Origin of the sequence: Neolewinella lacunae (assembly GCF_014349155.1) — a bacterium.
Lineage (GTDB): Bacteria > Bacteroidota > Bacteroidia > Chitinophagales > Saprospiraceae > Neolewinella > Neolewinella lacunae.
Genome location: NZ_JACSIT010000100.1, coordinates 256,841 through 277,755, shown reverse-complemented (window position 1 = coordinate 277,755; position 20,915 = coordinate 256,841). Strand labels below are relative to the sequence as shown.

18 protein-coding genes are annotated in these 20,915 nt (G+C 59.9%); 15 read left to right on the top strand and 3 right to left on the bottom strand.

From position 1 onward, the window contains the following. The first annotated feature begins 72 nt into the window (after positions 1-72). From H9S92_RS10840 to H9S92_RS10820, 5 genes are all read left to right on the top strand, one after another. Entirely contained in the window at positions 73-1,386 is a 1,314-nt protein-coding gene (locus H9S92_RS10840) for an LVIVD repeat-containing protein (RefSeq protein WP_187466729.1), read from the top strand. Between the two features lie 106 nt (positions 1,387-1,492). Beyond that, positions 1,493-2,308, top strand: a complete 816-nt coding sequence (locus tag H9S92_RS10835) for a hypothetical protein (RefSeq protein WP_187466728.1) — start codon at positions 1,493-1,495, stop codon at positions 2,306-2,308. Between the two features lie 20 nt (positions 2,309-2,328). Then, positions 2,329-2,883 carry an RNA polymerase sigma factor gene (locus tag H9S92_RS10830; protein ID WP_187466727.1) on the top strand — a complete coding sequence of 185 codons (555 nt, stop codon included), beginning with the start codon at positions 2,329-2,331 and terminating at the stop codon, positions 2,881-2,883. After that, the gene (locus H9S92_RS10825; protein WP_187466726.1) at positions 2,873-4,234 is read left to right on the top strand and encodes a hypothetical protein; all 1,362 of its coding nucleotides are present in this window, start codon (positions 2,873-2,875) and stop codon (positions 4,232-4,234) included. The genes H9S92_RS10830 and H9S92_RS10825 overlap by 11 nt, the downstream gene beginning before the upstream one ends. 103 nt (positions 4,235-4,337) lie before the next feature. Continuing rightward, positions 4,338-5,120 carry an aminoglycoside 6-adenylyltransferase gene (locus H9S92_RS10820; RefSeq protein ID WP_187466725.1) on the top strand — a complete coding sequence of 261 codons (783 nt, stop codon included), beginning with the start codon at positions 4,338-4,340 and terminating at the stop codon, positions 5,118-5,120. Positions 5,121-5,370: 250 nt separating this feature from the next. Here the strand turns inward: H9S92_RS10820 and H9S92_RS10815 are convergent, their stop codons facing one another. Continuing rightward, positions 5,371-7,344 carry a serine hydrolase domain-containing protein gene (locus H9S92_RS10815; RefSeq protein WP_187466724.1) on the bottom strand — a complete coding sequence of 658 codons (1,974 nt, stop codon included), beginning with the start codon at positions 7,342-7,344 and terminating at the stop codon, positions 5,371-5,373. Positions 7,345-7,645: 301 nt separating this feature from the next. On the opposite strand from H9S92_RS10815, the gene H9S92_RS10810 reads away from it, so the two are divergent. Together H9S92_RS10810 and rlmF are read left to right on the top strand one after the other, a co-directional pair. Further along, positions 7,646-8,977: a DNA recombination protein RmuC gene (locus H9S92_RS10810; RefSeq protein WP_187466723.1), complete on the top strand. Its 1,332-nt coding sequence runs from the start codon at positions 7,646-7,648 to the stop codon at positions 8,975-8,977. 192 nt (positions 8,978-9,169) lie between these two features. Beyond that, positions 9,170-10,036 carry a 23S rRNA (adenine(1618)-N(6))-methyltransferase RlmF gene (gene rlmF / locus H9S92_RS10805; RefSeq protein WP_187466722.1) on the top strand — a complete coding sequence of 289 codons (867 nt, stop codon included), beginning with the start codon at positions 9,170-9,172 and terminating at the stop codon, positions 10,034-10,036. 123 nt (positions 10,037-10,159) lie between these two features. On the opposite strand, the gene H9S92_RS10800 is transcribed toward rlmF, so the two are convergent. Beyond that, on the bottom strand, positions 10,160-10,534 hold the full coding sequence (locus H9S92_RS10800) for a type II toxin-antitoxin system PemK/MazF family toxin (protein WP_187466721.1): 375 nt from the start codon (positions 10,532-10,534) through the stop codon (positions 10,160-10,162). Next, on the bottom strand, positions 10,498-10,770 hold the full coding sequence (locus H9S92_RS10795) for a hypothetical protein (RefSeq protein WP_187466720.1): 273 nt from the start codon (positions 10,768-10,770) through the stop codon (positions 10,498-10,500). Before H9S92_RS10795 ends, H9S92_RS10800 begins: the two co-directional genes overlap by 37 nt. Before the next feature lie 396 nt (positions 10,771-11,166). On the opposite strand from H9S92_RS10795, the gene H9S92_RS10790 reads away from it, so the two are divergent. The 8 genes from H9S92_RS10790 to H9S92_RS10755 all read left to right on the top strand — a co-directional run bounded on the left by H9S92_RS10790 (position 11,167) and on the right by H9S92_RS10755 (position 20,781). Continuing rightward, entirely contained in the window at positions 11,167-12,216 is a 1,050-nt protein-coding gene (locus H9S92_RS10790; RefSeq protein WP_187466719.1) for a phosphotransferase enzyme family protein, read from the top strand. A gap of 253 nt (positions 12,217-12,469) precedes the next feature. Continuing rightward, positions 12,470-13,513 (top strand): MlaD family protein, encoded by a 1,044-nt coding sequence (locus H9S92_RS10785; RefSeq protein WP_187466718.1) that lies wholly within the window; start codon positions 12,470-12,472, stop codon positions 13,511-13,513. A gap of 331 nt (positions 13,514-13,844) precedes the next feature. Continuing rightward, positions 13,845-15,362, top strand: coding sequence for an NAD(P)H-hydrate dehydratase (locus tag H9S92_RS10780; protein WP_187466717.1), 1,518 nt, complete (start codon positions 13,845-13,847; stop codon positions 15,360-15,362). Positions 15,363-15,452: 90 nt separating this feature from the next. Beyond that, entirely contained in the window at positions 15,453-17,828 is a 2,376-nt protein-coding gene (locus H9S92_RS10775) for a hypothetical protein (protein WP_187466716.1), read from the top strand. 16 nt (positions 17,829-17,844) lie between these two features. Further along, complete coding sequence (locus H9S92_RS10770; protein WP_290283248.1) at positions 17,845-18,381, top strand: TRAP transporter small permease subunit; 537 nt, start codon at positions 17,845-17,847, stop codon at positions 18,379-18,381. Further along, positions 18,382-19,674, top strand: a complete 1,293-nt coding sequence (locus H9S92_RS10765; RefSeq protein WP_187466715.1) for a TRAP transporter large permease — start codon at positions 18,382-18,384, stop codon at positions 19,672-19,674. Between the two features lie 136 nt (positions 19,675-19,810). Continuing rightward, on the top strand, positions 19,811-20,461 hold the full coding sequence (locus tag H9S92_RS10760; RefSeq protein ID WP_187466714.1) for a hypothetical protein: 651 nt from the start codon (positions 19,811-19,813) through the stop codon (positions 20,459-20,461). Next, the gene (locus tag H9S92_RS10755; RefSeq protein ID WP_187466713.1) at positions 20,458-20,781 is read left to right on the top strand and encodes a winged helix-turn-helix domain-containing protein; all 324 of its coding nucleotides are present in this window, start codon (positions 20,458-20,460) and stop codon (positions 20,779-20,781) included. Before H9S92_RS10760 ends, H9S92_RS10755 begins: the two co-directional genes overlap by 4 nt. The last annotated feature ends 134 nt before the right edge of the window (positions 20,782-20,915 follow it).

Here is a 20,915-nt window from a genome sequence, read left to right as displayed (position 1 = left end):
TTTCCCGTCTGACCCAACGTACCGGGCGCAAACCGCTGGCCCCGGCCAGCCCCGCCCCCAAAATACTTAACCATGCAAAGACTTTTGACTCTTGCCCTTCTGGCCCTGCTCACCATCGTGTTCGCGAGCTGCCTGGAAGAAAAATGTGAAGAAAACCGCCTGGTGCTGGGCTTTGAACCCGTGGTGGTGACCAGCGACGCGTGGCGCAACTCGGCCTTCATTTGCGGCATTCCCGAGCCGGTGTGTGAGGCGGGCGGCTTCTACGTTTATGGCCCCTATCTGTTTATGGTGGAGACCAACCGCGGCCTGCACATTTACGACAATAGCGACACGCGCAACCCGCGGCCGATCACCTTCATGGAGGCCCCCGGTGGCCAGGGTATTGCGGTGCGCAACGACATCCTCTACATGAACCAGTACACGGATCTGGTGGCCTTTGACCTGAGTAACCCGGAGAATCCTACGCTGGTGGGCCGCACCGAAGACGTCTTCGACCCTTACAGCATTTTCGCGCAGGTGCTCGGTGGCGGTGAGTTTATTACCGACTTCGTAGAGACCGGCGAGCGGCGGGTACTGACCTGTAACTCCCCGAACTGGGGGCAAAACTTCTGGCGGGAAGGCGGCGTCTTCTTCGCCCAGTCGCGCAATGAACTCGCCTTCAACTTTGACGCGGGCAACGTTACCAACACTGCGGGTGGCACGCCCGAGAACGTAGGGCAGGGCGGCAGCCTGGCGCGCTTCACCATTGCCAGCTCCACGCTCTACGCCGTTGACGACCAAAACCTGAAGGCCTTTTCCCTGGCCAATCCCATCGCTCCCGTCTTTCAGGGCAACATCAACCTGGGCTGGGGCATTGAAACGATCTTTCCCTACGAAGACAAGCTCTTTATTGGTTCCCAGACGGGGATGCAGATTTTCAGCATCGCCAACCCGTTGGTGCCCGAGCACCTTTCCACCTTCGAGCACGTGCTGGCCTGTGACCCGGTGGTGGTGGCCAATGACCTGGCCTACGTCACCCTCTGGGGCGGCCGCGATTGTGGTTCCATTGGCGACCAGCTGGAAATCATCGACGTGAGCAACGCCCGCGAGCCCCGCTCTTTACAGATTACCCCCATGTCTTCCAGCCACGGCCTGGCGGTAGCGGAAGGCAAATTGTTCCTCTGTTCACAGTGGGAAGGCTTCCGGGTGTTCGACCTGACGGACGATGGCCTGCTGGGCGAACAGCTGGACCACTCCACCGAAATTTTTGCGCGCGACGTGATCGTCTTGCCCCAGAACAATGAACTGATCGTGCTCGGCTACGGCCAGGAAAAAGGCATCCAGCAGTTCAACTACGATGAGGCCGGCCGGCTCACCCCGACCAGCCATATTAGTGTATGTGATTAAAGGTTAGTAACGTCCCGGAGCCAGGAAAGCGCCAGTCGTTCCCATGCTTGCACTTTCCCGCTCCGGGTTTTTCCTTTAATTTGCCAGCAACAAGCCCTCAAGCCCCATGCGCTGTATTACCCTTTTGCCTTTGCTGCTGATCCTTTTCCTGCCCCTGGCCGCCCAGAACCGGGCGGAAGGTTACCTCGACGTGATTCACCTCCGGGAGGGGGAGCCGCTGGAAGGGACCATTCTGGAATACGTTTTCCAGGATCGGGTGGTGCTGGTAACGGCAGGCGGCTCGGTTAAGACTGTACCGTGGGCGGATATTCTGCGGGTAAACTTTCGAATGGATAAAGACTACGTGCCGACGGTAGAAACGACTGCGGTGGGCACGCAGGACCGGCCCGGTGAAATCATTCCTCGCCGGAGCTTTTTACACCAGGTGGGAGGCGGCCTGTCCTTCGGCTCCAACACTGCGAACCGCTTTGGCTTTTCGGAAGTGCTCACCACCATTGGCGGCAACGTGAATTACCACCTGGTCAAGCGGGTGGGCCAACGCTATGTCCTCGGTGCGGGGCTCGACGCAGGCCTGATGAGTTTTGAACGGGCGGAAAATGTGATGGCCCTGACGGCGCTGGGCGAAGTGCACCTCAACCAGCGGCGGGCCCAGCCCTTTATCCGCCTGGAAGTGGGGCCGAGTTTGCCCTTTGGCGGAAGCGCGAGCGGGCCGGAGATCAGCTCCCGCCAAATCTCGCTCCTGTACCATGCGGCGCTGGGCCTGGAATTTAAGTCTACGCCCGACGGTTGGGGCAGCCTGGTCTTCGACCTTGGTTACCGCTTCCTCAACAGCAGTTTTATTTTGACTACTGACACCCTCGACGTTATCGAGCGCAACATCCAGTACCGACGGTTGATGCTGCGGGGTGCCATTCGTTTTTAATCCCCTTTTTTACCGCTCCATTGGACAGCTATCCCGATGACAAAAGCCTGGTGGCCGCCTGCGTAGCGGGTGATCGGAGAGCCCAGGAGGTCTTCTACCGGCGCTATGCTCCCACGGCACTGGTGGTCTGCCGCCGCTACAGCCCCGACCGGGAGGAGGCCATGGCGCTGTTGAATGGGGGGATGATGAAAGTCTTTGAAAAGCTGGCAACGTTCCGCTGGGAAGGCAGCCTGGAGGGCTGGGTCAAGCGCCTGGTCTTCCGCAGTACCATCGACCAGTTCCGGGGGCAACCCAGGCGGCCGACGCTGGAGGTGGCCGACTGGGACCAGCCCACGGAGGCCAGCGCCACCCACTCCCTTTACGCTGACGACCTGTGCCGCATCATCGATATGCTCCCGGAGACCAGCAAAGAAGTGTTCTGGCTCTTCGCCGTAGAGGGTTTCAACCACGCTGAAATTGCCGAAAGGCTCCAGTTCAGTGAGGGCAACAGCCGCTGGCACCTCAACAAAGCCCGCCAGATTTTGCGGGAAAAATTACAATCCGACGCCTTTAAAATCAACCGCTATGCCGGGTAAACAACAAGAAGACTGGACCGACGATGCCGCCTTCTGGGATGAAGCCTGGAGGGACATGCAGCAGCGGCTGGACGCCCCGGCACAGCGGCGCGCCGCAGCCTGGTGGTACCGGCCAGCACTGCTCGCCGTGCTGTTCCTGGTCGTGGCCAGCCTGGTTCTACTGGCCTACCGCGCGGGCCGGGAACATGCCCCCGCAACCCCCACCCCTCCCCAACCCGCCGTGGCTGCGACGACCAAGTCCGTAGCTACCCCGCCTGCCACACCAGCGCCCCTGGAAAGTCCGGAAACGACCACCCCATCCCCTACTTTAGTTCCTGAAAAGCAATCAACCCCAGCCCGAAACGCGCCGCCGGAAGCCAGGCCCATCTCCCCCAATTCCCGGGTAGCGCTTGGCGGGCCAGCATCGTCCAGCCCCGGCACGCCATCCACCGCCCCCCGCGCGGTTGAAGGTGCTGCGCTGGAAAACACCCTGCCCCCCCCCACCTGGCCAACGGCAACGGGTTCCCCCCTGCCGGAACAGCGTGCGACGGAGCGGGTGCTGCCCACGGCCGTGTCACTTCTGCCTTCGCTCGCCCAACTCCTCCCCTTTGAAGTCGCGCCGGCTACCAGCAGGAAAGCAGTGGAATTTCGCCCCACCCGCCGCCCGGGCAGCTTCGCATTCGAATGGGGAGCAATCGCCACACCGAGCCTCCAAAAGCCGGGTTTTACGGCTGGCCTGGCCTACCGCCTCCCGGCGCGGGGCCGGTTGGAATTCCCCCTCCAGTTGCGTTACCGGCAGGAAAAGGTACAAATCGTTTCCGCCAATGTGAACGGCCTGACCGGGAACCTGGAAAACCTGGGAACAGGAGCGCCGATGTTCAATGCGCAGTCGGTGGAAAGCTTATTCCTCGATCTCCAGCGCGCCAGACTGGACGCGTTGCGTACCCGGGGCCTGGAATTGGTGGTGGGTGCTGATTACCGGCTCAACAGTCGCTGGACCTTCGGCGTGGCCGGAGGATTGGAATATTTGCTACAGGCCCAGGGACCAATAATTTTCACCGATACCCTATCCAACCAGGCTGTTTTCCGAAGTGCCGGATTTGAAGACCTGTTGGTAGTCGATTTTGCTGCTGCCGACCAAAGCCCCGTCAGCGGGGGAACGCCGGTTTTCAACGCAGGACGCAATGCTTCCGCCGTTGGCAGCATCAACCGGCTGGTGCCCCGGGCCTATCTGCGGGCGGGATACCAGGTTGCTCCACGCCTGGGCCTCTACGCCAGCGGCAGCTATCTGCTCGGCACCGTTTACCAGGATGGCCTGGGAAGCCTTCGCCGCGAACAAGTGAAACTGGGCCTGCGGTGGCGGATAAATTAGCCCACAGGGAGGATAATTCCCGCAGGGCGCAACTTCTCGCTGCGGCATCCAATTATCCGCTTATTCCAGGGCAACTCCGTCCTCGAACGAACCATAAGCAGCAATGGTACAACAAGCATTTGCCCGCCAGGCAAAAAACATTCTGGCGACGGATGACAAGGTTATTGGCCTGGCCGTGGGCGGCTCTTGGCTCGCGGATGAAGTAGACGAGTTTTCTGACCTGGACCTGGTACTGGTAACGCAGGAAAAAATTTCCCATGACCTGAGCCACATGCTGGAATACGCCAGAAAGCTGGGGGATTTCATCTCGGGGTTTACGGGCGAACACGTCGGGGAACCCCGGTTGCTGATATGCCTTTACGATAATCCGCTCCTGCACGTTGACCTCAAATTTCTGACGCTCGAAGAGTTCGGCACCCGGGTGGAGACCCCAGTCCTGCTGCTCGATAAGGAGGGACAGCTTGCCAATACCCTCCAAAGTTCCCAAGCCCGCTTCCCCTACCCCAGCTACCAATGGATAGAAGACCGGTTCTGGACCTGGATCCACTACGCCCTCACCAAAATAGGACGGGGAGAATACGTTGAAGCCGTTGATTTCTTCGCTTTTTTACGAATGCTGGTGCTAGGCCCGCTCCTACACATTAAAAACGGGAATTTGCCCCGGGGCGTCCGGAAAGTAGAAAAAGAGGTAGCGCCGGAAGACTTGGCGCAATTAAAGCTAACCATCCCGACTTGCGAGCGGAAATCCCTCTTAGACAGTCTGGGCAACGCAGTAAACTTGTACCGGCATTTGAGGACGGTGCTCTACGACGGGCAAGTGAACTTGCAGCGCGAGGCGGAAGAAAAAGTGATGACCTATTTTACGGTAATTCAGCACCGTAAATGATGGCTGGCGGAGGGAGGAATACTTCCTTGCCGTTTGCGTTTGCGTGGACATTCCTGCGGATGTCCATCCTCTGGAAGCCCCGGATTCCGGATGCGGGCATGATCTTTTGGGTGTAGCCCCGGATTACGGATGCGGGGCATCCTCCATCCGGGGTTATTCAGGTTCGACCCCTACCGGGTCAGGGAGGACAGGGAACTGGCGAGACTGGTGTTTAATGGAAATTTATTCCTTTATTCCCTTATTCCCTTACTTACATCACCACTTCCCAGGTATTGAGGGCGCGGTAGATGGCGCGGTGCACCTTCCCGCGGATGTCCATCGTCTGGAACCGTTCATTTTTGGGATCGGGGTGGATGCGGTTGGTGAGGAGGACGTAGACCAGGTCGTTTTCGGGATCAGCCCAGACGGAAGTTCCGGAAAAGCCGGTGTGGCCGAAGGTGGTTTCAGCGGCACCCTCGTTGATGACTCCGCGCCATCCGCCGGCCAGGCGGTCAAAACCCAGGGCGCGGTAATTATAGCGATTGCGGTCGGTAAACAAAGCCACCGTTTCGGGACTGAGCAATTCCCGGCCGGCGTAGGTTCCTCCGTCGAGCAACATCTGGAACAGGCGGGCCAGGTCATGGGCATTGCCGAACAAGCCGGCGTGCCCGGCAACGCCGCCGAGGAGGGCCGCGCCTTCATCGTGGACGTACCCACGGACGAGGCCACCGCGCATCCAGGGGTCCACCACCGTGGGCACGAGCCGTTCCAGGGGAAATTTCTCCGTGGGCCGAAAGCCCAGTTTTCCCAGCTGGAGGGGGAGGTAGAATTCGCGCTGCAACAGCTCTTCCATGGGCTCGCCAGCGGCGGCTTCAACGATGAGTTGGAGCAGGTAAAAGTTTAAATCGCTGTAACGGTACACGGGGCGGGAAGTGTAGTCGATCCGGCCCAGCACGTTCGCCGCCACCAGGCCTGGCACCTCGGTGGCCATCCAGCGGTTTTGGGCGATGGGAAGACTGAATGCCGCGTCTTCGAGGTCAGCGACGATCTTTTTGCTGAGCAGGCCATTGAGCGGAATGTCTGACTGCAAGCCCGTATGGTGGGCCAGCAATTGCTCCACGCGGTAACCGCCAATGGCCTTCTTTTTGAATTCCGGCAGGTAGTCGCGCACGCGGGCGTTGAGGTCAATGGCCCCTTTGTCATATAGCTTCATCACCGCCAGGGAGGTGGCGGCCGCTTTGGTAACGGAGGCGAGGTCGTAGAGGTCGCCGGGGTCTACGGCTTGCTGGCGGTAGACGTGGTTGCCGTAGGCTTTTTCGTAGACAACGTGCCCGTCTTTAAGCACTACGAGCTGGGCACCGGGCATGGCCCGGTAGCGAATGCCGCGGTTGATGTGGTAATCGATATCGGCGAAGCGTTCGCGGTCGATGCCCAGCAGCTCGGGCAACCGAAAGCCGCCGCGGACGGCCCCCAGGCGGTATCCGGTGCCGGCTGAGAAATGCGCGGTGCTGCGGGCCAGGCGGCCGTCGATCAACTCCGCACCGAAGATGGCCTGCGCCAGAATCACCTCCGTTTCCTTGCAGCGCATGGGCGTATTGAGCAGCGTCCAGTCTTGCGGGAAGTCGCCCAGCAACGCCGGATCGCCGAAGTGGAGGAAGGTCACCGCACCGATGGGCAGGCCAAACAACTGCTGGTACCAATCGGCATTGAACGGTGAGCTCCCAACGGGATCATCGGCCAAAACTACCGTGGGCAGGGGCGAAGCGGTGGGCAGCAGTTGGGGCAGGCTTTCTTCGTAGGGCAGTTCCTGGACGCTGGTGAAGCGCCGGGCAATGGCCAGAAAGTGCTCGGGGCGCTGGTCCTGGCGATAAATTACCCGGAGAGCGGGAATTTGCAGGTAGGGCAGGCGTCCGGCGGGCCGGGTCAGCACAACCGTTTCCCGCAGCAAGCGGTTGTGGCGCTCCAGATCAATGGCCGGGGTAAGGCTCTCAAAGGGCCAGGTTGCGCCAACGGCCAGGGTATCGGATTGGGGTACCAGGCTGAGCATCCGGCCAAGGGGGGAAGACTGCAGGCTATCCAGTTGGGCCGGCGTGAGGGCCACCGGCGGGGGCTCAGTGGGGGCGGGCTCGCTGGAAAACCAACTGCTCAGCCAGTCGAAGAGGCCATCCGTCCACGACCCCGCGTGCAGGGGCTGGGCGGTGCAAAGCAGGCCAAAGGTGATCAGGGGGAGAAGGAGACGTTTCATTCAATTTCGGGGGCTAGACTGGGCCGTAGGCAACGCTCTATTACTCGCTCTGGGGCGCAAGAATACGGTTCTTTTGGGGAAAATAAAAAGCGATAACGCTAGGATAAACGTGGTATTGCCCCTTCAGTTTCATTCTTTTTCTTGCTTTTAACGGATAATTAAAACATTTGCTTTATTTTGCGCGGCCGCAGGTGCCGGGAGATGGTCTTCGGAAGCGGAGGATGAACGGGGCCACCTTACCTTTCCCTGCTCGTCAGGCATTGCCCGGCACCTGCGGCCGCGCCCTGACCAAAAACAGCGTATGGAAGCAAGTACCGTGGCGATTCTTTTGTTGCTCTCTGCCGTAGTTGGGGCCTTGCTCAGTTGGCTCGTGCTGCAACTGCGGCTGCGCCGGGATTTTCTGCCCCTGGAGACGCTGGCCAAAGAGTACATCCGCCGCGAGATTTACGAGCAACTGCGGCAAGATGCCGACCTCCACTACGAAAACCTGCAGGAAAAAACGGCCGCAGAGCAAGCCTTGGCCGCCGAGCTGGCCGCCACGCGTGTCCGCCTGGAAGCCACCCACGAAAAACTCAACCAGCAGGCCAGCGAGATGCAGCGCCTGCAGGCCGCCAGCCTGGCCCAGTTTGAACAAACCGCCAACCGGCTGCTCCAGGAAAAAAGCGCCCACTTCAGCGCCCAAAACGCCGCCCAGATCAGCAGCATCATCCAGCCCTTGCGCGACCACCTGGCGGGTTTCGAGCAGCAAGTCGCCAGCCGTTTCCTGGAAGAAACCCGCGACCGCATCTCGCTGCGCAACGAAATCCAACACCTCCAACAGCTCAACGTACAGATCAGCAACGACGCCAACAACCTGGCCGGGGCCCTGCGCGGCAACAATAAAACCCAGGGCGACTGGGGGGAATGGCAACTCCTCACCCTGCTGGAAGCCAGCGGTTTGCAAGCGGGCCTCCACTTTGAGGTGCAACAGAGTTACCGCGACGAAGACGACCGCATTAAACGCCCCGATTTCGTCATCAACCTCCCCGAAGGCAAGCACCTGGTGATCGACTCCAAGGTTTCCCTGACCGCCTACGACCGCTACTGCGCCCTCGACGGCAACGACCCCGAAAGGCCGCGACAGGCCAAAGCCCACCTGGGAAGCCTGCGCCAGCACATCCTCGATCTGGCCAGCAAGAACTACCCACAACTCTACCAGATCAGCAGCCCGGATTACCTCCTGCTCTTCATCCCCATCGAACCGGCCTTCGGGCTGGCCCTGCAAACGGACCGCAACCTCTTCACCGAGGCCCTCGAACGCAACGTCGTCATCGTCACCCCCTCCACCCTGCTGGCGACGCTGCGGACGGTGAATTTCATCTGGAAGCAAGACCTGCAAAAGAAGAACGTCCAGGAAATTGCCCGGCAGAGTGGTTTGCTCTACGATGGTTTTGTGGCCTTCACCGAGGAACTCGCCAACGTCGGCAAACAACTCGATCGCGCCCAAGCCGCCTACAACAACGCCATCCGCAAACTCTCCACCGGCGGCAAACCGGGCAGCACCCTCATCGGCCGCGCCGAACGCCTGCGCAAGCTGGGCGCAAAGAACAAAAAAAACCTGCCGCAGGAGTTTTTGGCATTGGAGGAGGAGTAGTGAATGAGCGAATGCGTGACCGCCGTAGGCAGCAGCGCAGCTAATGAGCTACAGCACGGGATAGGCGTGACATTAACGTGTTTATTTCTGTACTGGAATTCAATAATTCAATAATTCTCCTACCTGGTGGGCTGCTCCTAAGGCCGTGAGTTATTCGCCCATTCGCCAATTCACCCATTCACGCATTCACCCATGCACCCCCGTAACCGCTACCAACAACCCCACGATTTTTCCTCCCTCGCCGGGGTCGTTCCGGAATTGGCCGGTTACCTGGTCATTACGCCGGATGGGCGGACGAGCCTGGACTTCACCTCGCCGCAGGCCGTGCGTTTGCTGAACCGGGCCCTGTTGTTGCGGGATTACGGGCTAAAGCATTGGGATATTCCGGCGGGTAATCTTTGTCCGGGCGTACCGGGCCGGTTGGACTACATCCACGTTTTAGCCGATTTGCTGGGGGAAGGTGCCCAGGGGGGCAAAAAGGTGCGGGTGTTGGACGTAGGGACGGGCGCGTCGCTGATTTATCCCATTCTGGGCGTTGGGGAATACGACTGGCGTTTTGTGGGTACGGACCTGGATGCGGGCAGCCTGAAGGTAGCCGGTGCCATTGCGCGGTTTAATCCGGCAATTGGTAAGTCCGTCCTCCTGCGGCAGCAGACGGAGGCGGGGGCCATTTTCCGCAACGTGATCCTGCCGGGAGAAACCTTCGCCTGTACGATGTGTAACCCTCCGTTTTTCAGCGATGCCGCCAGCGCCAGTGCGGCCGCAACCCAGAAGTGGGAAAAGCTGGGGGAAAGCCCTGAGGCGCAACTCAACTTCGGAGGGCAGGCCCACGAGCTGTGGACGCCCGGGGGCGAGCCCGAATTTCTGCGGCGCATGATCCGTGAATCTGTCGCCTTCAAAGGACAAGTGGGCTGGTTTACCACCCTGGTCTCCAAAAAAGGCTACCTCCGCAATGCCCGGCAGGAGCTCGATCGGATGGGTGCTGCATGGGTGCGGGAATTGCCCATCGGGCAAGGGGGAAAGCTGCGGCGGGTATTGGCGTGGACTTTTCGGAAGTAAGGGTTATGGAGTGCTGCCGAAGGCGATAGTATCGGAGAAATTCGGGATGCAAAGTTGGGGGAACCACCAACGAAGCTGGGCGAGGTCAGTAAGTGGTGTTTTATCTTGCTGGGGGTTGAGGGCTTATTCTTCTTTTACCAAGTCGAGATCAAGCTGAATTCCAATCGCGGCTTCTACAGCCATCAAATCCTCTAGCGATAGCGTGGCGAGTTTGTCCGTCAACCTTCTTTCGCTAACTGTGGTGATTTGGTCTGCCATAGCTTTACGTGTTAGGCCGTTCAACGTTATGAGGGTTTCTCCGGGATATATCTTTCGGATTTGAGAAGAAACGGGAACAACTTGAAATCTGGACAGTACACGGTTCGATAAGTCATTACTGACAATTATAGCTGGCCGCGTTTTCTGAATTTCATTACCTTCAAAAGGGTCAAAGCGTACCCACCAAACATCCCCTCGTTTCTTCACAGTTCCTCGTGATTCAGCGTTCCTTCCATCCATTCTAGCGCTTCCATTTCTCTTTGCTCGTCAGCGGCCATTGCTTCGTATCCGGCTGCCAGGTCATTGCGATAGTCTTTCACGATGGTAGGTGCGGGGATGGACACAACTGGGGCTGCGCGTGGTTCTCCGCTATTGCCAAGGTCAAACTCTACACTTAGGAAATCAAAAGCCGTGAGCAGTTCCAATAGGAAAACTTGCTTGGAGGGATCTTTGAGGGTAACAACCAGTCTCTGCATAATCCATAGCTTTTAGCTGCTAACGAAATAAGTGGAGCTTAGGTTGCCACCTAGTGGTTGAAGAACGAATTACGATCCAGCTTGGACTTGTCCTAGCGGCACTGAACTGCCTGGCCAAAACGCCACCATAGGTCGGCTATGCTGGCGTTTCGTCCACTTGTTCAGCACCACGATCACTTCGCCCGAGGTAAGCCCTATTCATTCCTCAACCACTAGCCTCCCAAAGCATGGTGCGTCTATTGGGTTGGAGCAAGGCGTGCAAGGCCCACTAACACCCCTCCTTCGCCAAAAGAACCCATGGATCACTAATATTGCGTGTCCGGCAGACAGCGTCAAGCCCGTTTTCTTCGCTACTTTGCCGACGTAAAACGGAAGGTTTCCAGTCCAATGCCCAGCATGCGAATTTTAGAACATTTTCAACTTGCCAGCGGTCCAACGGGGATAGAGGCCTTCGGCAGTGGCCACATCAACGGCTCTTTCCACGTCTTGGGAAGGGAAGAATACCTGCTCCAGCGGATCAACCACCGGGTTTTTCCCGACGTAGCGGGGCTGATGACCAACATCCAGCGGGTGACGGAACACCTGCGCGGGCGAATGGCGCGGGCTACCGACCTGGCCGAGCCGCAGCTTACCCTACAGATTATTCCAACCCTCGACGGGGCACTGTTCCGCAGGGACGAAGCCGGGGACTACTGGCGGGTCTACACCTTCCTGGGCGGCCTGCACGCTTACGACCTGGTGGAGCACCCTGATCACGCCTACGAAGGTGCCCGCTCCTACGGGTATTTTCTGCGCTTTCTGGACGACTTCCCCCACGCCCGGGTAGTGCCGGTGTTGCCCGACTTTCACAACGTCATCGTTCGGCTGCGGGCGCTGGAGGCGGCGGCTGGAGCGGCGGAAAAAGACCCGGTCCTGCAAATCCGCTGGCGGGAATGCCGGACGGATTTGCGGCGGATCTTCGAGCAGGCCGATGCCCGCTGTGCCATCCAGCTGGCCTGGGACAAAGGCATCCTCAAAACCCGGGTGACGCACAACGATACCAAGTTCAACAACGTCTTGCTTACCCCGCAAGGCAAGGGCAAGGCGGTGGTGGACCTGGATACGGTGATGCCTGGGATTGTCCATTTCGACTACGGGGACGGACTGCGTACCGCCACGGCCACCGCCGCTGAAGACGAGGCGGATCTCCAGCTCGTTGGCAGCGACCCGGAGTTGTACCGGGCTTTCACGGAAGGCTACCTTGAGGTGACGCAAGACTACCTCAGCGCGGCAGAGCGGCATTACCTGCCGCAGTCTGGGGCCCTGCTGGCCTACCTGATGGCGGTGCGCTTTTACACGGATTACCTGCGGGGCGACGTCTACTTCGGCATCAAGCACCCGGAGCACAACCTGCTGCGCGCGCGGAACCAGCTGCGGCTCTGTGCGGTGCTGGCGGGTGGGATCTAGCCGGGGAAATGCTACATTTGCCGCGCTGGGTAGGCCCGCTGCCCCTCGCCTTGCTCCTTCATCCGGTCTCCCCCCTTCGGGGGGTTGGGGGGGAGCACCTGCGGCCGCGCCCTGAAGAGGAAGCACCCCGCATTTTTGGCTACCGCCAAACCATGTTTGCGCCTGCCGCGTTACAGCAACCGAATCCCACTGAACACTCACCGAAAGGGAGGGTCTGATTTGTCAACCTGGGCCCGCCATCAGTATCCCGTATATGCGTTACGAAGTTAAGATTGGAATCCTCGCACTCGCGGCCATTATCCTGGCCGTCTGGGGGTACAAATACATTCAGGGCACCAACCTGTTTACCACCGCCAATACCTACCACACCTACTACACCAACGTGGCGGGACTGACGGTGGGCACGCCGGTGCAGATCAGTGGGGTGACCGTCGGATCCGTCAGTGGCATCGACCTGGACCAGCAAACGCGGACCGTACGGGTAACGATGACCGTCCGCAAGGGCGTGAACGTTCCCGTCGATTCCCGCGCCTACATCACCACCGTGAGCCTGCTGGGCGAAAAAGCCATTGACTTGCAGTACGAAAAACCCTGCTTTGGCGATGGCGACTGTGCCGAAAGCGGTACGGAAATCGCCAGCGGCACCAAGGGCATTCTGGCTTCGCTGATGGGGGGAGGCGACGGCGAAAGTCCGCTGGATGGCATCCAAAGCCAGCTCAACGGGGCGCTCGATAGCCTGGAGTACATGCTCTTCGATGAGAACAGCGACAACCCCATTGCACGCTCCACCAACGACCTGGCCGTGACGATGGAGAACCTGAAAATGGCTACCGCCCGCCTGCAAAACATCATGGACGCCAACGCAGGAGAGATCAACAACACCTTTGACAACCTGGAAACCATCACTGGTACGCTGGCTGATAAGCAGGCCTCCATTGCCAGCATCATTGACAATGCCAACGAGCTTACCGGACGCCTCAGCCGCATTGAGCTTGACCAGACGATGGCCGAAGTCAACAGCGCCATCCAGAGCCTCAAGGGCACCCTTAACCAGGCCAACGCAGCCATCGGGGGCGTCAACAACCTGATGAACAGCATCGAATCCGGCCAGGGAACCCTGGGTAAACTGTTGAAAGACGACGCCATTTACGACCGCCTCAACAGCGCCACACTCGCAGCCGATACGCTCTTCACGGATCTCCAGGAACGTCCTTACCGCTACGTCCCTTTCAAGAGCCGCAACCGGGTGCTCAGATTCGACCGCAAAGACGCCGAGCTGGAAGAACAGAAGGATTAGGCAACTGCGTTATTTTAACGTGGGGTTAAGCCCTTGAAACAATCACAACCCATTGATTTTCAACAACTTTTAGAATACAGTTCGGCAGTTTTGTAATTCGGTAGTTGACAATGCCCACTACCGGAACTACCGAACTACAAAACCATTGCCATCTAACCATCTGGAAATCAGCGAATAGCTACGTTGCCCCCCCAACCTGACATTATTTTATCTGCACCTGGCCGGTTGACCCGCTGCCAGGCCACTCCCGCACCGTAGCTTTGCGCCGCACCGGGACAGTTCACTGCCCGGAGGCTTATGATAACGCCCATATTACCCAAAACCAGCCCTGATGCGCATCCTCACTGCCGCCCAACTCCGCGCCCTGGACCAAGCCACCATTCGCGCCGAAAAAATCACGAGCGGCGAACTTATGGAGCGCGCCGCCAAGGCCTTCACTAAGGCATTCACCCGCCATTTTCCCGATCCGGAACGTCCCGTGGTCGTCGTTTGCGGCACGGGAAACAACGGAGGCGATGGCCTCGTGGTGGCCCGCCGGCTCAAGTCGCGCAACTATAAAGTCTCCGTCATCCAGGCCAACATCGGGACGCGGAGTGCAGACAATCAGGACAACTTCAAACGGCTGAAGGGACAGGGAATTGAAGTCCGGCAACTGACCCAGGGCGATCCCTGGCCGGCGATTGCCCCCGAGGCGGTGGTGGTGGATGCGCTGTTCGGCACAGGCCTGGGCCGCCCGGTGGCGGGCTACTGGGCCGAATTGATCGATTACCTCAATGCGTTGCCGAACTTCCGCGTGGCCGTTGACCTGCCCAGCGGCTTATCTTCCGACGGGCCGCAGGAAGGCCCCTGCGTACACGCCGATCTGACGCTGTGCCTCGGCCTGCCCAAGCTGGCCCTTTTTGCTCCGGCCAATACCCAGTTGCTGGGCAATTGGGAGCTGGTTACTTTCCCCCTGGCGGACCCCGACCGCCTCCATCCGGAAGTAGGCGGTGGCCCTGCTTATCAGGCGACGCTGAACGACGCCAGTGAACTAGGTGGCCTGCTCAAAAAGCGCTACGCCAACGACCACAAGGGCACTTTCGGTCACGCTTTTTTGGTCGCCGGAGCCTTCGGCACGATGGGCGCGGCAGTCATTGCCGGCCGCGCGGTACTGCGCGCCGGGGCGGGGTTGCTCACCTGCCATATCCCCCGCAGTGGCTACGAAATTATGCAGATCAGCTTTCCGGAAGCCATGTGCAAGGTCGATACCCACCGCTACCACAGCACGGAAATCGGTGACTTGGGGGCCTACGACAGCATCGGCATCGGCCCCGGCATCGGCCAGGAAGCCCTGACGGTTGAGGCCGTGCGCTCCGTGCTGTCCCGCTACGAGCGGCCCATGGTAATCGACGCCGACGCCATCAACATCATTGCCGCCCACCCGGAGCTCCTGAAACTGATCCCCAAAAACAGCCTCCTGACGCCCCACCCCAAGGAATTTGCCCGCTTATTCGGGGAGACGGAGCATGATTTTGCCCGGTGGCAGGTGCAGCGGGAAGTTGCGAAGCGCAATGGACTGGTCATCGTCCTGAAAACCGGATTCACCTCCATTGCCACTCCCGGGGGCGAGCTTTACTTCAACCCCACCGGCAATCCGGGCATGGGGACGGCCGGCACCGGCGATGCCCTGACGGGGGTACTGACCGGTCTGCTGGCTCAGGGCTACGACCCCGTCACGGCCGCTCGCCTGGGGGTTTATCTCCACGGCCTGGCGGGCGACCTGGCTGCCGAGGAACTCAGCCAGGAGTTTTTGCTGGCCGAAGACGTGGTCTCCCACCTCGGCCAGGCGTACCGGAAACTCCGGGAGTAGCGAGCTGGCTTTGTACGGGACAAGTTCCCCCCGCAGCGTCCTAAGCAGCAGTGCCGCCCCAATCCCGGAGGCGACGAAAAATGGACGATCATGGGAACTGTATTACGAATGACGATGGCAATTGCCCTGTTGCTGGCCGGCACGGGTGCCCTGTGGGCGCAGGCTACGGCCAACGCCAGTGCGTCCTCCGGCGGAGGATACGCTACGCTGGCCGCCGCCCAGTTTGGGGTGGAAGGGCCGGACAACAGCAGCCCCGATTGCGTCAGCCCCGGCACGGGCAGCCACCAGTCTTTCGGGCAACACATCCTGCAGGTTGCCGACGCTGAACTCGACCAAAACGTCTTCGCCTTCGTCAGTCACATCGACGAAGACAACGACCGCTGCGTGGTTTTCGACCGGGCGCGCATCGAGATCAAAGGTGGCCCCCAGGGCAGCACCGACCCTGAGCTGGAACACGCCTACGGAGACGAAACCTTCTACCGCTGGCAATTTCAGTTGCCGGCCGACTTCGTGGGGGCCAGCAGTTTTTGCCACCTTTTCCAGAACAAGGCCCAGGGGGGATCGGATTCCGACTTCCCCATCCTGACGATTACCGCACGGGCCAGCATTGTGGAACTGCGGCACCACGCGGGCGACGAAAATCCGGCGGGCACCCAGGGCTCGCTCGTCTCCGCCCCGCTCAGCGACTTCCGGGGGCGGTGGGTGGAGGTGTACCTGCGCCAGGAGCACCGCAACGACGGCGCGCTTACGTTTACCGTCAACGACGTCCTTACCGGTGCCAGCATCATCAGCTACGCCAATCCGAACATCGACCTGTTCCGGGGAGCACCCACTTCGAACAACGTCATCAACCGCCCGAAGTGGGGCATTTACCGCGCGTACAACGCTACGGCCAATCCGCCCCTGAAGGATGAGATTGTGCGCTTTGCCAACTTCTGTTCTTCGGAGGTGGCCGCTTCGCTTTGTCCGTCTTTGCTCCCCGACCTGGGTCTGCCCGACACGGTGCGCCTGGCCTTGCCGTTGGAGGGATCGGCGAACGTCCCTCTGTACATGCCACTGGTGTGGGAGCCCTCCGCCGGGGCCACCTCCTACAACGTTTACCTGGGCACTACGCCCACGCCGGGGCTGGTGGCCAACGTCACTGCCGCCACCTTCTCGCCTACCCTGGTGGCGGGTACGACCTACTATTACCAGGTCGGCGCGGTGAGCTCCAGCGGAGAGCGGCGCAATACCGTGGCCACCTTCAGCACCCTGGTGAACCCGGACGACGGTGACTGGGACGTGGCGCGGGGGCACGCCCGCCCGGAAGTGGAGCACAGCAGTGTGTTCTCTTTTGACTTCAACGTTGCGGGCGATGCCGCCATCGACAGTACTTCGCGCATCCCCTCCGAGCTGGGCAACAACCAGCATTGCCACCTTTCCGACCAGGGCACTACGGGCAACTACCGCTGGCGCTACCGGCAGATGACGGACGATGAAGTCACGGTCCTCCTCCGCCTGGCCCCCATTCCCGCCAACAACAACATTACCTACGTGGAATTCTACGGCCGGGGCTGGCGCCAAAAGCTGCGCATTAACCGGAGCAACATCCAATTGCAGCAGACGCCCGGCGACCCCACCTTTGATTTTCCGGAAGGCTTCTGGGATAATGATCCTTACCGCATCATCCGCATCACATTTGGCAGCAACCCTACCCCCGGCGGGCCGCTCTTCACCCGGGTGTACCTGGAGGAATCCCCGACCGTCTTTGCCAGTGGGGAAAGTGAAACCACCTCCGGTGCCACCAGTGCGCGCATCGATATTGGCCGTTCGGGGGGCGACGACTACGGAGCCTGCTTTGATTACCTGGCCATCAACCCCACCGGGGCCTATCCGCCGGATGCGGGAACGGCCTTCGCTCCGCCGGCCGACCTCAACCTGGCACCATTGCCGGTGCGGTGGTCCGGGCCCCTCACCGTAGCAACCGTGGGGAAGGAACGGGAACTGCGTTGGGCGGTAGCGGAGCAGGTGAACAACGAATTTTTCACGGTAGAAAGCAGTACCGATGGGCGCCGCTTCGTGGCCCTGGCCAACATCAGCGCTGACGGCAACTTCCGGGGAGAACGGCAGTACACCTACCGCGATGCACGGATTCTGGGCGGGACTATCTACTACCGGATCCGGCAAACGGACTACAGCGGCGACTATACTTTCAGCAATACCGTTGCAGTAACGGCTGCGGGGCGGAGGGAGGGATTGAGCGTTCGGCCCAACCCGGTTACGGATGCCTTGCAGCTGCGGGGGGTACCGACGGATGGCACCTACCGCTACCGCATCCTTTCGCTGGGTGGTCGGGAGCTTCAGGCGGGGACGGTCGGTCAATCCTTGCTCCCCATCCGGGCCTTGCACCTGCCAGCGGGCCCCTATCTGCTACAGACTACGGCGCCCGACGGCCGGGTGGAAACGGTACGCTTTATCAAACGGTAGGCGTACCTTTAGCGCAGTGAAAAAGCCAGAAAAATTCATCCGCAGCGTCGAGCGGCTCATCGGCCTGTTGGGCAAGGGAGCCGGGTATCTGAACTTAGTCCTGATCGTTTTGATCGTAGTGGACGTCAGTTTGCGCGCCCTTTTTTCCCTGACGGGGGCGTGGGTGATTGAACTGGAATGGCACCTGTTTGCGGTGATTTTCCTGCTGGGCATCCCCTACGCCCTGCAGCAGGACCGGCACGTGCGGGTGGACCTTTTCTACGAGCGCTTTGCGCGGCGGGATAAGCGGCTGGTGAACCTGGTGGGCACCGTTTTTTTCCTCCTGCCCTGGGCGGTGGTCTTGCTGGTCACGGGCTGGCACTACGCGGCCGAAGCCTGGCGGGGCAGCGAGGGCAGCCCCAACCCCAACGGAATTCCCTATTTTTTTCCCATCAAGGCAATGATTCCCGTTGCGGCGGGGCTGCTGATTTTGCAGGGCATTGCGACTGGACTGACGGTCTACTTTGAGCCCGACGGCCTGGATTGGGAGTGGGCAGAAGACGAAGCGGAATAAATGAGCCTGGCCATTCTCGCAATCTTCCTGTTCATCAGCATTTTCCTGCTGGTGTTGTACGGTTACCCGGTGGCGTTTACGCTGTGTGGGCTTTCCTTGCTCTACGCCGTCTGTTTTCTGGACCTGGCCGTGCTGACGCTCCTGCCCAACCGCGTGATGGGGGTGATGGAAAACTCAGTATTGCTGGCCGTGCCGCTGTTCGTTTTCATGGGCATCATGCTGGAGAAAAGCGGACTGGCCGAACGGATGCTGCACACGATGTCGGAGCTCTTCGGGCGGGTGCGGGGCGGGATGGCCGTGTCCGTTATCGTAGTGGGGGCGCTGTTGGCGGCGTCGACGGGCATCGTCGGGGCAACGGTGATTACCATGGGCCTCATCAGCCTGCCGCCAATGCTCAAGCGGGGCTACCCGCCAAGTCTGGCCACGGGGGTGATTGCTGCTTCGGGGACGCTGGGGCAGATTATTCCGCCCTCGGTGGTCCTGGTTTTGCTGGGGAGTGTGCTGGGGGTATCGGTGGGTAAATTGTTCAGTGCGGCCCTCGTGCCGAGCCTGCTGCTCGTGGGTGCCTACGTGCTCTACATCCTGGCGCTGGGCGTCCTGCGGCCAAAGCTCTTCCCCTCTGGCCACCGCGAAGGCAGCCCCTGGAACGCCGCGTTTTTACGCAATCTGGTGCAGAGCCTGGTCTTGCCCCTACTGCTGATCGTGGCTGTGTTGGGGTCCATCATCATCGGGTTTGCGTCGCCTACCGAAGCAGCGGCGATCGGGGCAGCGGGGGCCATGCTGCTGACCTGGAGCCAGCAAAAACTGACCTGGCCCACGGTAAAAGACGTTTGCCGCGAAACGACGCACCTGACGGCGATGGTCTTCATGATCTTGCTGGGCGCTACTACCTTTTCCCTCGTCTTCCGGGAACTGGGGGGCGATCGCTTTTTGGTCCAGCTCATTGAGCGCAGCGACCTGACGGAATACCAATTCCTTTTTTTAGTGATGGTGGTGGTTTTCATCGCCGGGTTTTTCATCGATTTTATTGAGATCATCTTCATCATCGTCCCGGTGGTCACGCCGCTTTTTGTGGCTTACGAAACGGACCTGATCTGGCTGGGGATTTTGCTGGGGATCAACCTGCAAACCAGTTTCCTCTCCCCGCCCTTCGGTTTCGCCCTGTTTTACCTGAAGGGGGTGGCCCCGCCGGAGGTGAAGACCGTGCATTTGTATCGGGGCATCGTGCCGTTTTTGCTCATCCAGTTGGCTTTGCTGGCGCTGGTGATTTTCTTTCCTGAGTGGCTCTGGTAAGGGGGGGCTGCGCAAGAAAAAGTGCCCACGATTTGCTTGGCAGGGAAAGGGTGCATAACTTTGCGAACCAAAGCACTTTACTGCTTTTTTTCCGTTGGTGCTTCTCGTCTCCCTGGCCATTCATTAAGCAGCGTTTATGTCTAAAACCATTGCCAACCCCATCAATGACCTGCGGGAAATCCGCCTGCTGATGGAGCGTTCGCGTTACTTTATAGGCCTGAGTGGGCTTTCGGGAATTGGGGCGGGGGCATTTGCGCTGCTGGGGGTTGCGGCTACGGTGGCTTACCAGTGGGCGGGGGGGCAGGAGTTGGTGTTCATCAGCCGGTCTTTGGAGCTGTCTTCAGCCCATCCCTGGGGCATTGCGCCGCTGCCGTTTCTGGCGCTGACGGGCAGCCTGGTCTTGCTGGGGGCCCTGGCCTGTGGCTACTACTTCACGGGGCGGCGGGCGCGGCGGCTGGGACAAACCCTGCTGGACAAAAAAGCGCTGAAACTGATCTTTCACCTGATGGTGCCGCTGGTGGTGGGAGGAGTGTTCTGCCTGGGCCTGATCTACCAGGAGCACGGGGGGCTCATCGGGCCGGCCACCCTCATCTTTTACGGTTTGGCCCTGCTTAACGCCAGTGGCTACGCCCGCGAGGAGGTCAGCTACCTGGGGTACCTGGAAGTCTTGTTGGGCCTCATCTCTTGTTTCTTCATCGGCTACGGGCTCTACTTCTGGGCCTTTGGCTTCGGGGTGCTCCACATCGTTTATGGCACGTGGATGTACCGCAAATACGACCGTGTATGAAAGACGTTTTGCCCCTCACCACCGTTTCGATTGATGGCCTCAATAAGCTGTTTAACCACCGCACGCGGATGGGCATTATGGCTATTTTGCTGGTCAACGACTGGGTGGACTTCGTTTCGCTCCGCGATGCCCTGGATCTCACCGACGGCAGCCTGGCCAGCCACCTCAAGGCCCTGGTGAAGGAAGAGCAGATTGAGGTAGAGAAAAAATTTGTGGAAGACAAACCCAAGACCAGTTACCGGGCTACTCCCGAGGGCCGCAAAGCTTTTGAGGCCCACCTGGCGGAGTTGGAATCCTTCATTCGCCGCATCGATAATTAGGGCGCGGCCGCAGGTGCTCCCCCCCGACCCCCCGAAGGGGGGAGTTGGTTGGCCCCCCAACCCCCAAAGGGGGAGAGCCGGGGCTCCACACCCCCTGCGGAAGGATACTCCCCCACCCTACGGAAAGTCAAAAC